The 14,867-nt window shown below is 36.4% G+C and carries 17 protein-coding genes; 9 read left to right on the forward strand and 8 right to left on the reverse strand.

The annotated features are described in order from the left end of the window. Window positions 1-274: 274 nt before the first annotated feature. The 5 genes from VEU72_06680 to VEU72_06700 all read right to left on the reverse strand — a co-directional run bounded on the left by VEU72_06680 (window position 275) and on the right by VEU72_06700 (window position 5,565). The gene (locus tag VEU72_06680) at window positions 275-694 is read right to left on the reverse strand and encodes a universal stress protein (protein HYL66823.1); all 420 of its coding nucleotides are present in this window, start codon (window positions 692-694) and stop codon (window positions 275-277) included. A gap of 56 nt (window positions 695-750) precedes the next feature. After that, complete coding sequence (locus VEU72_06685; protein HYL66824.1) at window positions 751-1,695, reverse strand: hypothetical protein; 945 nt, start codon at window positions 1,693-1,695, stop codon at window positions 751-753. A 107-nt stretch (window positions 1,696-1,802) separates the two neighbouring features. Continuing rightward, the gene (locus tag VEU72_06690) at window positions 1,803-3,821 is read right to left on the reverse strand and encodes an Ig-like domain repeat protein (protein HYL66825.1); all 2,019 of its coding nucleotides are present in this window, start codon (window positions 3,819-3,821) and stop codon (window positions 1,803-1,805) included. Window positions 3,822-3,921: 100 nt separating this feature from the next. Further along, entirely contained in the window at window positions 3,922-4,506 is a 585-nt protein-coding gene (locus tag VEU72_06695) for a type VI secretion system tube protein Hcp (protein ID HYL66826.1), read from the reverse strand. A 222-nt stretch (window positions 4,507-4,728) separates the two neighbouring features. Next, window positions 4,729-5,565, reverse strand: coding sequence for a pentapeptide repeat-containing protein (locus tag VEU72_06700; GenBank protein HYL66827.1), 837 nt, complete (start codon window positions 5,563-5,565; stop codon window positions 4,729-4,731). Between the two features lie 188 nt (window positions 5,566-5,753). Between VEU72_06700 and VEU72_06705 the strand changes: the two genes are divergently transcribed. Both VEU72_06705 and VEU72_06710 read left to right on the forward strand, forming a co-directional pair. Continuing rightward, complete coding sequence (locus tag VEU72_06705; GenBank protein ID HYL66828.1) at window positions 5,754-6,521, forward strand: YkgJ family cysteine cluster protein; 768 nt, start codon at window positions 5,754-5,756, stop codon at window positions 6,519-6,521. 173 nt (window positions 6,522-6,694) lie between these two features. Further along, window positions 6,695-7,420, forward strand: coding sequence for a hypothetical protein (locus VEU72_06710; protein HYL66829.1), 726 nt, complete (start codon window positions 6,695-6,697; stop codon window positions 7,418-7,420). Between the two features lie 44 nt (window positions 7,421-7,464). Here the strand turns inward: VEU72_06710 and VEU72_06715 are convergent, their stop codons facing one another. After that, the gene (locus tag VEU72_06715) at window positions 7,465-7,635 is read right to left on the reverse strand and encodes a twin-arginine translocase TatA/TatE family subunit (protein HYL66830.1); all 171 of its coding nucleotides are present in this window, start codon (window positions 7,633-7,635) and stop codon (window positions 7,465-7,467) included. Between the two features lie 139 nt (window positions 7,636-7,774). Continuing rightward, window positions 7,775-8,818 (reverse strand): hypothetical protein, encoded by a 1,044-nt coding sequence (locus tag VEU72_06720; protein ID HYL66831.1) that lies wholly within the window; start codon window positions 8,816-8,818, stop codon window positions 7,775-7,777. Window positions 8,819-9,011: 193 nt separating this feature from the next. Between VEU72_06720 and VEU72_06725 the strand changes: the two genes are divergently transcribed. The 6 genes from VEU72_06725 (at window position 9,012) to VEU72_06750 (ending at window position 12,295) form a co-directional block, all read left to right on the forward strand. Beyond that, a complete protein-coding gene (locus VEU72_06725; GenBank protein HYL66832.1) occupies window positions 9,012-9,458 on the forward strand; it encodes a PEFG-CTERM sorting domain-containing protein in 447 nt (148 codons plus the stop codon). 166 nt (window positions 9,459-9,624) lie between these two features. Then, window positions 9,625-9,867, forward strand: coding sequence for a hypothetical protein (locus VEU72_06730; GenBank protein HYL66833.1), 243 nt, complete (start codon window positions 9,625-9,627; stop codon window positions 9,865-9,867). A 162-nt stretch (window positions 9,868-10,029) separates the two neighbouring features. Further along, the gene (locus tag VEU72_06735) at window positions 10,030-10,572 is read left to right on the forward strand and encodes a hypothetical protein (protein ID HYL66834.1); all 543 of its coding nucleotides are present in this window, start codon (window positions 10,030-10,032) and stop codon (window positions 10,570-10,572) included. A 229-nt stretch (window positions 10,573-10,801) separates the two neighbouring features. Then, the gene (locus tag VEU72_06740; protein ID HYL66835.1) at window positions 10,802-11,020 is read left to right on the forward strand and encodes a hypothetical protein; all 219 of its coding nucleotides are present in this window, start codon (window positions 10,802-10,804) and stop codon (window positions 11,018-11,020) included. A gap of 146 nt (window positions 11,021-11,166) precedes the next feature. Beyond that, window positions 11,167-11,577, forward strand: a complete 411-nt coding sequence (locus VEU72_06745; GenBank protein HYL66836.1) for a transcriptional regulator — start codon at window positions 11,167-11,169, stop codon at window positions 11,575-11,577. 202 nt (window positions 11,578-11,779) lie between these two features. After that, window positions 11,780-12,295 (forward strand): PepSY domain-containing protein, encoded by a 516-nt coding sequence (locus VEU72_06750; protein ID HYL66837.1) that lies wholly within the window; start codon window positions 11,780-11,782, stop codon window positions 12,293-12,295. A gap of 76 nt (window positions 12,296-12,371) precedes the next feature. On the opposite strand, the gene VEU72_06755 is transcribed toward VEU72_06750, so the two are convergent. Further along, a complete protein-coding gene (locus VEU72_06755; GenBank protein HYL66838.1) occupies window positions 12,372-13,697 on the reverse strand; it encodes a Hint domain-containing protein in 1,326 nt (441 codons plus the stop codon). Between the two features lie 297 nt (window positions 13,698-13,994). On the opposite strand from VEU72_06755, the gene VEU72_06760 reads away from it, so the two are divergent. Continuing rightward, window positions 13,995-14,858, forward strand: a complete 864-nt coding sequence (locus tag VEU72_06760; GenBank protein ID HYL66839.1) for a ParB/RepB/Spo0J family partition protein — start codon at window positions 13,995-13,997, stop codon at window positions 14,856-14,858. Window positions 14,859-14,867 lie beyond the last annotated feature (9 nt).

Consider the following 14,867-nt stretch of genomic DNA (forward strand, 5'->3'; position numbering starts at 1 on the left):
CTGAATAACTTTATTTTATTGAAACTCAATAGATTATCATGAAGAGGTATCTGTACAATGAAAGAAATATGCAAACGTTGTAAGAAGCATAAAGAGTTGGCAATCTTAAAACCAAGGTTATGCCACGATTGTGCAATCGCAGAAGGCAAATCTTAAGATTTACAGTAGACAAAACTAACTAATTATTACGTAAGAAATAGATCTGAATAAAGTCATCTTATTTTGGACCCACAGTAAAAATTTCATTTTTTGTCAAGAAATAATTTGTGCAATTCTAGCGAATGACCATGACAGGGCAGCTAGCATGATGCATTACTTTTTGTGAGACGCTGCCAATTAACAATTCTTGAAAAGCACTCTTGCCACGAGTTCCCATAATAATCAAGTCATGTCTTTTGGTTTTTGCAAGCTCAATTATTACTTGGGCAGGATCGCCTTGTATTACCATTACTTCGATGGATACATTATTTTTTGCCGCTAGAGATTCATATTCATCTAGCATTTTCTTGGCTTTGGTTTTGAGTTCATCTATTAGCTCAAATGTTGTAGCACTATCACCGCCCAACTCACATGATACAACATGCACCAAATCTAATTTTGAATTACATTTTTGTGCAAGGTAAATTGATTCTTCAAACGCCTTTTTTGCTGATTCTGATCCATCAATTGCAACAAGAATTCTTGTGAACAACAAAATGATGACGTGATTGTTACTAATATTATTGACTTAAAAAAAGAAGAAAGGTTTGGTTAGTGATGTTTGTGATTCACTATCTGTAGTTGATGAATGAGGTCTGATGCAGCCTTGATGTCACCCCAAACAGTGCTTGATTGTGTTCCCTGATATTGGCTAGATCCTACTTGATTTAGCGCAGTCTGTGCATTGTTGATGTCAGTCTGTGCTTGGCCAACTAATCCTTGATATGAGGATGTTGTATTTTTTCCAGCAAGAACATTCAGCTTTGCTTGATCTGCCTGGATTGCAACATTTGCTGCAAAGTGGAAGTTGTTGGCAGTCTTGCATCCATTGTATAAACAAAAGCTTTTCAATGCAGCTTGAAGCTGTGTACTGTTCTGTGCATTGTTTATTGCTGTTTGAAATGCCTGAATCTGGTTACTTGCAAGATTAATTGTCTGAGTGAGTGCTGTTGTATTTACGCCATGTGAACCAAGCTTATTTGTCATGTTCTGAACACGTGATAGGGATGTGTTAAACATCTGCATCTTGTGCTGAGCTTGTTGTTGTTTTGTTGCATAGAGACAACTCTTTTCGGTTAAATGTAGAGGACCAATCTCTGATTTTAAAGTAGAGTAAATGGTTCTGTTATGTGCAATCTTGATAGCAGTCATCGTATCATGGTTATCAGTCCTTGTATCAGCATTGTATGTTTGTGCATCTGTCTTGAACTGAGCTACGTTATTAGCAGTTGCATCTGCCTGTAGAGCGGCAAAGTCAGTGCCAAGTTTCGGTATGTCTGTGTTTGTTAGAGTGGATGTGATTGTTGAATTGTTTATTGCACTAACAACGTCGTTAAGGTAACCTGTGGCGTATGTGTTGATACATGTCAGAGAAGACAGTTGTATTTGCATATTTTGGGAAGCATATTGAGTAGATCCTTGGTCTGCATATGCTGCGTATGGTAACACCAGAATTAACGATGCAATAAATGCACTGTATTTTACGGTTGGATTCATTATAGGTCGATATTTTTTTATCATATAAAACATTGCGTAGCTTTGTTCACTAACAAAGTTAACTTGATGTATGTAAAAAATAAAACATACATTACATTTAGTAAAATTTACTTTTTGTTGTTATTGTTTTTGTCGTTATTATTGTCATTATGATGACTGCCACTGTCTGACTTGTCATCTTTGTCTACAAACTTGTGTATCTCAATGTGTCCCTTTACATTTCCAGAATTGTGATACAATACCTTTCCAGAACTATCAGTTATTGTAATTGAAAAAACATCATGATCTCCTGTCTTGTCAGGATCAATTATACTTGCGATAAATGTATAGCCATGGTGATTAACATCATTTTTTGATTTGTCGTCATTCTTGTTATTGTCATTATTGTGATTGTCAAGGGTTCCATTTCCCACAAATGTTGCTTGTGTTATAGTTGGGTCAACTGAAAGAAATGAAACCTTATTGCCATCTAGTGTGATCTTTGCAGACTTGTCGTGATATTCCAGATTACCTTTTGTTGAATGTTTAGTTCCTATATCTGACGTTACCTCAAATGAAAAGTCGGTGCCCTTTCCAATGTTTCCTTCTCCTGTTACCCTACCATTTGTTGGGGTAGCAATAGTACCAGGGTCTGAGATCACACCAGATGTCGGATTGCTATCCAATGGACCATTGTCTATTATTGTGATTGTCATTTTATTTCCGCTAATTGTTATAGGTGAAATGCTTACCCAATTTCCTCCAATCAGCTTAAAGTATTTTGCATTACTGTCAAGTGTTGCAGGAGATGTGATTGTTACAGTACCAGATGTTGGCGGCAAAAATCCTGAAATTGACCATGAGAAAAAGCCAAGAGGGTATGACCCTCCAGCTGGAGGAGATGTTGTAAGGTTTGGTGGCAGTATGGAATTAAGCGATATGAATCCTCCACTTTTTGAGTTAAATATTATCTGTCCAGTGCCAGATGGAGGTGATAGGGTAACTGTTGGGTTTGGCTTTACTTGGAGGAAATATTCTGAGCTGGTACTAGTGTTAAAATCAGGATCACCTTCGTATTTTGCAGTAATGGAATGAGTTCCTCCTAGTAATGATGATGTGGTAAATGTTGCAGAACCTCCAGTTAGTGTAACAGGTGAACCAAGCTGAGTTACACCATCAAAGAAAACTATTGTACCACTAGGTGCTCCAGCTCCTGGAGATACTGGACTTACTGATCCAGTAAATGTTACAGACTGGGTAAATAACGATGGATTGAGACTGGATATTACAATAGTTGCAGTGTCTGCCTTGTTTACAGTTTGTTGTAATTGTGGACTGGTACTTGGATTAAAGTTGGAATCGCCAGAATATGTTGCAGTCTTGAAATCCAATCCTACAAGTAGTGATGATGTGGAAAATGTAGCAACACTACCTTTTGTAGTTCCTGTTCCAAGTATGGCGGTTCCATCAAGGAATGTTACTGTCTCGCCATCAGGAACAGATGGGCTTATAGTTGCAGTAAATGTTACAGACTGACCAAATGTGGATGGATTGGGACCAGATGTTAGAGTAGTGGTGGTGTCTAGTTTGCTGACGGTGCATATTTTGTTTCCAATATTATCCCAGCAGAATGCTATTGGCTGCCCCGTAGAACCATCAGCATTTTGTGGAAAAAATTCTGTCTGTAGTTTGCCATAATTGAAGCTGATACTTTCAGACGGCCTATCGCCTCCTGACGAAACGCTATATGCTGAAATTAATACATTTTCCAATGTATAGTGTGCAAATGTGAACAGTTTACCATTTTGATTCTTTGTCAGAAAAATTTCCATCTTGGGAATGGTGTTACCAGTAAGGAGTTTATTTACCAACGGGACTGATGATTTTTCCATCAGTTTTGTTACATCAAGATCACTAACACTTGGTGCTCCTGCTGTTCGGTCACCAGTACCGGTAGGTGATGATATTGTTCTTGTTGAACCAAAATGAAAACTATCTAGCTGTATGTCATTTTGAAATCCTTGTGCTGTTACATCTCCGGGGATAGAGTCTATCTTTAGAAAGACATCTGCATAAGCATTGCATGTTGAAAAGGAAAACAGAGTCACGGCAACAATTATCAAAAGAAGAAAAGTGTTTTTGATCAAAGCCTATTACCCCACAATCGTAAATCTTTTTCAAAGGGGGCAGAAGTTATTTGAACAAAAAACATAGACCCATACCCCCAAAATCAAAATCTAGTACAAATTAGGACACTTTGGCTAGTGCAAGATCGTAAGTTACTTGGGATGGGGCTAAAGTTCCATCAGGATTTTGAGAATTGAAGATAAATGTGATCTTGGTAAATGACAAAGAGATACTTTCAGATGGCCTATCGCCTCCTGACGAGACACTATATCCTGATATCAGCACATTTTCAAGTTTGTATTGAGCATAGACAACAAGATTTCCATTGTTCACCTTTACCAAATCAATTACAACAGGTTTTCCTTCTCCCGCCAAAGCTTGCTGTAACAACGATGGAGATGATTTATCCATTACTTTTGTTACAACTATTTCACTAACACTTGGTGCACTTCCTTGTCGGTCACCTGAACCACTTGTCGGTGATGATATAGTTCTACCAACACCCCATTGAAAACTGTTAAGCTCAATCCAATCCTGATGTCCTGTTGCAGTTACCTCACCTTTGATACTCAAATTATCATAATTCATGTAAATTGGATCACCTGCAGAAAGAGGAGTTGGAGTACTAGTAACAGCAAAAGAGTTTGAACTTCCTACTAAGATTAATCCCAATAAAGCAGCAATGATGATAAAGGAATTCTTCATTATAAGATTGATTTTTTTAGAATTATATAAAGATGATCCGTATTCTTTACATATCAAAATGATTTCCAGTTTTGGAAATTCCCAAAACCTTTTACAAATTTTAAAAATTTTTTTAAATAATGCACATGTGAAAAAAAAGATTCTAAAAGATACGGTAGTTTCAAATCAAGAGTTTGCCTATCATTTACAAATAGGCATAAGACATTATTTTTTAATTAAATTTTATTTTATACATATGGGATGATTAAGACAGTGTAGGTCTGCACCGCTAATATCATCGCCCTTTATGTCAGCATCATGCAGATTTGCACCTGTGAGATTTGCATTGTGAAGATTTGCACCTTTGAGAAGAGCCTCAGATAGATCTGCCCCTGAAAGATCAGCACCTGCAAAGTTCGCATCTGTCATGTCAGTATAACTGAGATTTGTCCCTGAAAGTGTTGCATTTGTTAGGGTAGCATTCATGAGTGCGCCATTTTGCAAATTAGCACCAGATAGGTCAGCACCTGCAAGAATAGCAGCGTTAAGATTAACGAATTTACCATTGGCATTTGTGAGATTAGCATATGACAGATTAGCTCCTGCTAGTTGTGCATTTATCATTTCAATATTTTGAAGATGTGCCCCAACTAGATTGACATGGAAAAGATATGCCTTGTCCATATTCGCATGTTCAAAATCAGCATATGAGAGATTGGAATTATGAAGATTGATATGATTTAGATTAGCTTCTGAAAAATCACAGTTAGACCAATTCACAATTGGAAAATTTCTGTCCATGCACTTGTCATCTGCGTCTGGCGTTAAATTTGGTTGTACTAGTTCTAAGAGTTCCTCTGCTGATTCTTGCGATATGAATCCTTGATTGAGAAGATATTTTATGGTATGATCATATTCAGAATTACTAATCTTGCCTTGTACATTCCATCTAGTAATATGTGATATCCATGATGGGATGTGTTCTTCTTCACCATAAACAAAATTTAAAGCGAAATTTGGCATGGATGAAGCTGACAAAAGTATAATCACAAACGATGCAACCTTAACCTGACTTTTCATTAGTGCAAGCTAATTTGCGCAATATTTAGTTCCTCTAATGCTTACAAGAATCTATTCTATGATTTTAGAATCATCAGATGTGTGTTGAAACAATATTTCAAATAATCTTCTGTTTTTATCCAAACCATTTTTCAATTTTTCCTGTCTACACGTAAAAAGTTTTAACATACAAGCAACACCATGATTTGTTGAGTACCGCACATTCCCCAATGCAAGAATCTCTTGATGATCTTTCAAAAAAATGGGAGATACCTCATGAGATTTATGATTTACACATGGGAAAACGAGATGACTTGACGGAAAAAATAGTTCAGGTTGGCGAAGTTCGTTTCCATATCCCATTTTTGGAAAAATCACAGCTTTATGTCCTTTGGAAATGTCTCTGGCCAGACTGCCACAATTGTTGCGAGAGACCAATAAGATTGCCTATGACTGAAGACGATGTAGAACTAATGACAAAAAAGCTAGGTTACAAAACCAAATCTGATTTTATCAAAAACGAGACAAACGTGATAACATTTGATGACAAAATGAACAATGACATGTTGATAACTCATACAATGCTGTCTATGAAACGAAAAAAGGACGAAACCAAAGACGATGATGGGAAAAAAATGCCATGCAGGTTTTTGACTTCGGGTAGTTGCGGTATCCACCCAGACAAACCTGGTGTTTGCTGGATGTATCCATTCCTCCCATGGCGGGTGCCTGTTGATAAATGGTGGAAGGTGGAATATCATGCAAAGTTTGTGTTTACAGGGGACTGTCCAGGATTTTATCTTGAAAAATCACTTGATCCTATAATGCCAACGTTGCAAGATTATTCAAAAAAGATATACGATTATCTAATTTCCTGCCACAGGGCAGAGAGAAATAACTACATATCAACATCAAAGATTATCAAATATCGTTTTCTCTGTGATGTTCAATCTGCTGTGGGTACGAACAAAAAATAACGCAAATTATTTCTCAATAAAACCATGTCTATGCGGAACATAATTAAAAATTTTAAAATTTTGTAACATATAGATGAAAAAATGTAATACCTAAAAAATAATAGCATAGAAAATGACTGTATGGTAATAATATGTGAAATACTTTTATAGTATTACTTTGAGTAATGTATTTCATGGGTGTGTCTGGGGACGAACCTACTGGTGATACTCAAGACGCCATTATTGACATAAACGAACCGATATCCAGATCAGATTTCTTAAAGAAGGTGGTTGCCGGAGGCGTTATTTCAGCAGTTGCAATAACCGGAATTGGAGGAGTGCAAAAGGTTTTTGGAGATAAAGATTCAGGCAAACATATAGAGTCTGGCGATAATTCTGACATTGCGAATCTAATACAAAAGGTAAATCAACTAAGCAAACAACTCGGTGATCTTCAAGGACAATTTGCAGATGTCATATCAGGAAAGATGAATGTTCCAGAGATGGCAGTTATAAAACTAACAGTTCCTGATAATGGTTTCCTGAAAATTAACGGTGAATCAACATTTCATAAGATGTCAATTCCTGAAGATGGTTTTCTGAAAATGGAAGGTCAATCTGCGTTTACTGGTGACTCTGCATTTCACAAACTATCAGTTCCTGAAAATGGTTTCTTAAAAATAGAAGGTGATTCTGCATTTTTAAAAATGACAATTCCTGAAAATGGTTTCCTGAAAATGAATGGCGATGCTACATTTCTAAAGCTGGATGTTCCTGATACTGGTTTTCTAAAAATAGAAGGTCAATCTGCATTTACCGGCGACGCTGCATTTCTAAAACTTGATGCCACAGATATTGTAGCACAAAAGATCGTGACTGGATCCATCACTACAGGAAGTCCCAATACTACCGTAGGTTAGTAAGTAATCTTCATTTCATAGATAATTGTGGTTAAAAATTCTATCTAAGTCTCTTTATCCTTGAGGTCCCTGAGTTCTTTATCTGATTCTATTTTGCCCTTTTCAAATTCCCCTTTTGCTTTGCCAAGGGTGCGAGCAAGTTCTGGTATCTTTTTTGCGCCAATGATAATTACCGCTATTGCTATTACAATAACAATTATACTTTCATATGCCATGTTGGATTAATTAACGCTCGAAGATTTAAGCTTGTTTATAATTCAGAAATCTGAATCTAATTAGTGTGAGCAATTCTCATAGATATGAGTCTTACAAGATTAATTCTTAAAATAAAAAAAGAGGAAGAGTTTTTGTGGATTATGGGTATGCACTTGCAATTGTGGCATACATCGCAGCTTCTGCATTTGCATCTGATTGATCTCTAGATTGTAATGCATTCCAATTGGCGGTTGCTCTAGCTTGTGCTGCCGTTCCTGCTGACTGATCAAATGCTACATTTGCATTTCCAGCAGCGGTTGCCATTGCGGCGTTATTTTGAGCATCTATCTTTGGATTTGTACTATATGCACCGTCTCTAGTTTGATCTGCGCTTCCCATGGCAGTAATTCTTGTTTGCTGTGCAGCACCTATAGCTTGGTCAAAAGTCACAGTTGTGTTTCCGTCTGCATTGATTTTGGTCACTCGTGCAGCACCTATGGCTTGATCATATGTTACATGAGCATTCCAGATAGTCTGGTCTCTTGTAGTAATTGTGCTGTTTGCTCCAATTGCAGAATCATATGTTTGCCTGGCAGAACCATCGTTGGTATCTCTGGTTACTGCTGCTGCAATATCTGCATTGGCTTTTGCAGATTCTGCAGATGTAATTGCTTTGTCTCTTGTTACATCATTATTCATATCTGCAGATGCTCTTGTTAAAGTAGCAGCAGTGATTGTTGTGTCCCGTGCTTGCATTGCAGCAATTATTGCCTGAACATTTCCATGTGCACTTTTTATTGATGTCTTGTAGGTATCAAGTACACCGTCTCTTGCAGTCTTGAAAGTCTGCAAGATGTTTTGTTCAGTTTGCTGGTGGTTAAAGCGTGCAGTTTGTATGGATTGTTGGTAAGCATTTTGTGCAGATGTAGCAGCATCTTGATATGTTTGTCTATCAAGTTGGAAAGCTTGTTGTAGTGTCACCCAAGCTTGGTGGTTGACTTGTGCCTTTGCGTGAATGTCAGCACCGTTTGTACTTACACTACCTGAAATGGTAGTGTTGACTCCGACTTGAGCCAATACAGAATCTAATGGATGAGCTGCAAAACCAAGCAGTAATACTACGATTGCAAAGCCTGATACTGCTTTCAAACTCATTTTAGATTTGCTAGATGTTATGTTGTTGTTTTGTGAGTTTTGCTTCATTGCTGGAAATTATAATTTGCAGATATAATGTATTGCGTAACTTTGTTTAGTTTCAATCCTGAGAAATATTTAAATGATGAAAAATTTATGTTTGACTTCTAATCTTGATTTTAGATTTTATTTGATGTATTACAATGTAATACATACCATTGTTAATCAAGTTTTAAATATATTAACGAGAAGACACTTTCATATGATTTTGACAGCAAGAATTGCACTAGTTCTAAGCGCTGTCCTGGTTTTAGGTCTTGCAAATTACATGACTACAAACGAAAGTAACATTACAGATTTTATTCTTGGTTCTGCTTTTGCACAGACAGATGCCACTGGTGCAGGCAACCCATCTGATCCTAATGCAATCCCACAAAACAATTCCACTGATCCTAATGCAATTTCACAATATAATTACACTGACTCTTCTGCAATGCCACAAGATAATTCCAGTAATCCTTATGCAATGCCACAAGACAACTCGAGTAATCCTTTTGCAACTATACAAGATAATTCGACTGTAACAAGTACACAAAATCAGGCATCTACCCCAGAATTTGGACCAGTTTCAGTTCTGGTTTTGACAATAGGATTAATTTCGATAATACTTGTTTCCATTAGAAGCAAATTTAGCTGGAATATAAAATAAATACTTGGATTTTTCATTCTGATTCTTTAGACTAGCTACAAATTTTTTATTGCAAACATTAATTGACGAACATTTTAGATGAGAAGTTTAAGAATAATATTTTTAAAGCAAATGGAAAAAGGAATTGATCTAAACCGTTTGTTAACCATTTTTTTCATATAATATCATGTTTGTAATCAATATCGGATTAGTAATTTTGGGGATAGTAATTCCAATTGGAATGGCAATTTTTTGGTCAAGGGTTGCAAAAATACTTCACGCCCAGATTGAGAACAAATCTCATGATATAATTTTAAACGGAAATACCTACAAATTCACAGAGTGGGCATATCATCACAGGTCAAAATTTAACATCTTTATGATATGCATAGTATCCATAATTGAATTTCTTGCGCTAATACCATTTTAGATATGAATTGGTTAAATTAAAGTTAATCATAAATTTTTGTACTGGATTTTGTTTTGTCTAGTAACAATAATTTTGTTTTAGTCTAAATTATGATGTTATGATTTCTGTCCAAAAGTAGAATTACATCCAAATACTTTTGAGTCTGCAAATCCTCTTACCTTCATGTCATTTTCTTGGCTTGTCGCTATTGGTATTTTAATTTCAGTAGCGGTGTTTTTGTCTAGTAATGTATCTGCTCAGGAGCAAGCAAATACGGCTCCAAATAAGGTCGTCAATGTGACATACACAAATTTTTCAATTCAGTACAGCAATACAGGAATTGCCAAAATTTTATCTGCTAAAACAGATGTACAAGCCAAATCTCTTGTTATTACTGTGCAAGCAACAAAAGACGGTCTTTTGACAATAACTCTACCAAGAGAATTGATAGACAGAAAGGACCGTGGTATTGATAGCCCATTCTTTTTTGTAATTGGCGGTTACATATCAGGAGATGCTAAAGAAAATTCAGAAACATCAACTGAAAGAACTATTACAATTCCCTTCATAGATGGGACTCATGTGGTAGTAATTAGTGGTACACAAATAGTTCCAGAGTTTGGCCCTGTGGCTGAAATGATCATACTTGTAGGCATTATCGGTGTGGTAGTAATGTCAAGAATATTTTTCAGATCTTATTTTTTTCAAAATAATTCAATGAGATAGTCGCAAATTCATTCATAATTTTAGAATTAACCAAATGGATCATCTTTATCTTTTTGCTTGTTATGATAATCTCATAATAGGTTTTCTTCACATGTATGTATCAAAAGTATAATTTATTAAACAAAATAACTGGCAGAGAAGAAGGAAAAAAAATAGAGTATGAAATGTGTTATTAATATGGAGGTAGGAAGAAATAATTTAGACTGTGTAATTATTTCCTATAGTTACCTTGTATAAGCGAAAAGAACCATCGCTAGAAGAAATGATAAAAGTCATAGAAACATACGGAATTAAGCGAGAAACATTAGAGACATCCCATACAACTAACAAAGATATTTCTATACTGTATAATCTTATTAAACAAAAAAAACGTCAAAAAAGAGAACAGGAAATGATTAAACTTTTAGAAGAATATATTGAAAAAATAAAGAAACACAACAAATCATGAACATGCCTAACTTGTAAAAACTGAACCTAACAGCGTAATATGGAATGTTATGATTTACTGGAAATCCATGACATAATGCCAAAAAGGAAGGCATTTTTTCACAAAAATTCCAGCCTGCTTATGTGTTCATGTGATGAATTACAATTGTGAGTCAAACACACAAAATGCATGAACGCGTTGAGAACCCGTTTTTAAAAGACATCATTGCACATGATTCAAAAACTCCAAATTCAGATTGGATTACGATACAAGATCCATCTTACGTCAAATTAATTTTCAATGCCTTGGGAGATAGAGATACGAAAAACATTCTAAATGCTGTTTTAGATCAGCCAAGAATTATTTCAGAAATCCTTCAAATTGCAGAGATGCCACAAACCTCTGGTTATAGAAAAGTAAACGCCTTGATTGATAATGGTTTGCTAATAGTTCAAGGATATGTAACCATGTTTGATAGAACAAGGGTAAAAAAATACAGATCAATTTTTGAAAATGTAGAAATTAACATAGAAAAAAACAATATTGTTATTAAAATTCTGCCTTCAAAAAAACCATAGTCAACCTAATCCGGATTTGAATCCGGTAAGACTTGTTATTGTAAGAATCTAGTTTGTGTATGTATAAAGCCCGATCTTGTTTTGGACCCAAAATCAAAACAGTATTCACCTGAAATAATATGATGACAAAGCTGTTAGTTAACCATGTTAGTGAACAATGTGTCGCAATTCTTTATTAATCAACTGTAGTAGCAATGATGAAATGAACACAAAACATCTAAACAGCAATACAAAGTTGCTTGCAATGATTCTAGGTGTAGCAGTGATTGCTACAGTTGGAACAACATTAGCATTTGCACAGACTGCTGGAACAACTTCTGGGACAACTTCCCCAACTACACCCCTACAGATACAAGGATCTGTTAATCTTCAACAGATGCTTTTGTCTAGTGTCCATACAAAGTTCACCGATGCGGCAAACACTGCTGCAGGCGCTGTAACTAATGGACAGGTGTTAGGAGGAAGTTTGACAGTGATCCAAGGATCTGTCGTCTACAGCTTTAGAGTGTTTGATGGTACAAACATCTACTCTGTAATAGTAGACGCAGGAGACGGCAAAGTGTTAAACACTTCGCTAGGCCATCCAATGCATCTAGGAGAACTTCTTGGTGGTGGACATGAAATGCGTGGACACCACATGGGAGGCAATGCATGGAAATCACAACAACCATCCACCACAACACCATCTACTACAGCTCCATCAACAGGAACTCAGTAGATCCAATTTTTTTTATTTTAGTATATGATTTGATGGATTAATTGGTCCTACTTTTCATAAAAACTAGTGAGAGTTTTCATTTGAGCGTACTTGCAACAGGAATTCCATCTGCCCAGTAAAATCCAGTCTGGCCAGACGGCAATATGTCATATGTATAGGTACCATTGTATGGCACCTGTTCTGCACTTTTTATTTTAGAGCCATCAAGTGTATCTCCTACCAACAAATCTCCAAAGAGTCTGCCATCTGCTGTTGGATGATTTGGTGAGACGTACAGCTCTCTCTTGTCAGCCAAAACTAGATGAACCATGATATGATTTTGAGTAACCAGAGTTCTTCCTGTCTTTAATATTATTCCAGCTTGCTTGTGACCAGAATTATTTTGTGTCAATACAGTCATTCCAACCTTTAGATCCTTGACATTGACAGGACCGTTTGGCGTATCAATTACAGTGTTTTCAGAAAGACAGATGGGGCATGGCCTATTTTGATATTCTTTTTTAAGAAATGTAGCAGTACCGTTACTAATCTTGACAAGTGTCAGCTCAACAGTACAACCATTGCTTGCACTATCTCCAATGTGCAAAGTTATCGGGTAACCAACATTTGTTGCAAGAGGATATTCTCGAAAATCCAAACCCTGAATATTATCTGGAAAGATCTTTTTCACAAGTAACGGACCTTCTCTTTGGCCTTCAATGAGCGTTACAAGGATTCCAGTATTTTCTTGGGTTTTTGCCCAGCCGAGTCTTACAAGTTTTGCAGCAGTTAATGATCGTACACAAGCTGGAGAACTGTCTTTGGTTTTGATAACTAGCTGAAGACCTTCTTTGCACTTTACATCTTGTGCTGCAATTCCTGATTTGAATTGCTTTAGTGGAGATAATACGTTTTCATTTACTATTTTGGTTCCTGTATTGTTATCAGATATTGTAAACAAGAATGATTTCGAGATGATTTTTACGGTTTCTGGCTGGTTTTGGTCTGCTTGATTTCTCACGGTGTATGGAATCGTTACAGTTGCATTTGCAGTTCCAGCTACTGTTGCCCTATAGGTAAGGGCTGAACCAGGACTAGTTATTGTAATTTTCTCACCAGATTCAATTTTTTGTAACATGACAATCATTGGACATATTATTTGGTTTTGGTTAATTGTAACATGATTATCAAAGACTACAGAGAACGGTCCGTCACAAACGCCATGTTGAAGTAATATCTGATTTGGAGAATTGTTTGCTAGAGTTACATTGACTGTGAATGTGTCTCCGACTTTGATTGTAGGCGGTTGCACTTGGATATTTTGAATCCCTACATTTTTTGTCACGTCAGCAAATGCGGTATTGCTAACAATAGCAAGACTTGAAGCAAGAATTACAATTATGTATAGATGTAGAGTTTTCATGTGTAAGAGATGGTACTGTTATCACGTTTAGGGATTGCTTACAAATTGTATTATTTGGCTTGGGTAAAACCCAGATATTATTCTGTAATAATTTCAAACCCACGCTAGTGACATCACTAGTGGGATTATACCACCCATAAGGGCTTTTGGACTCGGTTTATTCATAAAATCTGGGTTGTGCTGGTCAGATGGTTTTTGAGATGACATTTAGATCTATTATTACCTAATTATTCATTACACACAAGCGAATCAGATTCAACCAATTCCCTTTTACAAAATTCAAATAAAACCATAGGGTTGACAAAGGCTAAAAAAAAGAAACTCAGACGAGTCGCTAAAAGACGTACTGTCAGAAAGACAAGATACACGTCAAAGGTTTCCTATCGTTTAAAGGAGATTCCAATAAAACAGATTCAGGTCTGGAAAGAGGCTCAGGCAAGAAAGCTTGACAGGGCGGGAATTTCAGAACTATCAAAGTCAATTAGAACAGAGGGACTGCAAAATCCTCCAATGGTACAAAAAGAAGGAAATAGGTATCTTTTGATGTCAGGACAACGTAGATTGGCTGCACTGAAAAGACTGGGTGCAAAAAAGATTCCTGTTTTGGTTTTGACCAGAAAAACAGAATATGACACACCAGATGCCAAGGCGGCTTCTGTTGTTGAAAACATTCACCGCAAAAACATGAATGTAAAGGAGATGGCTGATGCATGCGCATTTTTGGCAGAACAGATGGGCAAGTCAAAGGCTGCCCAGTCGTTAGGACTTTCAATGTCGACATTTAAGAAATTCCATGGTTTTGCAGGAGTACCAGACAAGCTAAAAGAACTTGTGCCAAAGATAATCTCAAGGGATGCTGCAACAAAGTTGCATCAAATCATCCCAGATGTTTCAAAAGCAGTTAAAATTGCAAATCAAATATCAAAACTCGAATCGCAAATAAAAAAGCGATATCTTAAAGTTTTAGAACGCAATCCAAATTCATCCCACAAAAAGATAATGAAAAAGGCAAGATCATTGGCATTACAACAAAATGTTTCATTAAGGCTGTCAAAGAGAAAAACACGTGGACTAGATGTACAATCAAGACGTCAGGATCTACACCCAAATGAGCTTGCAAACAAAATCGTGTCAGACTGGCTTAGCAAGCGTGGGTACTAGTTTTAACAC

The sequence above is a fragment of the Nitrosopumilaceae archaeon genome, from assembly GCA_035631875.1.
Taxonomy (GTDB): domain Archaea; phylum Thermoproteota; class Nitrososphaeria; order Nitrososphaerales; family Nitrosopumilaceae; genus TA-20.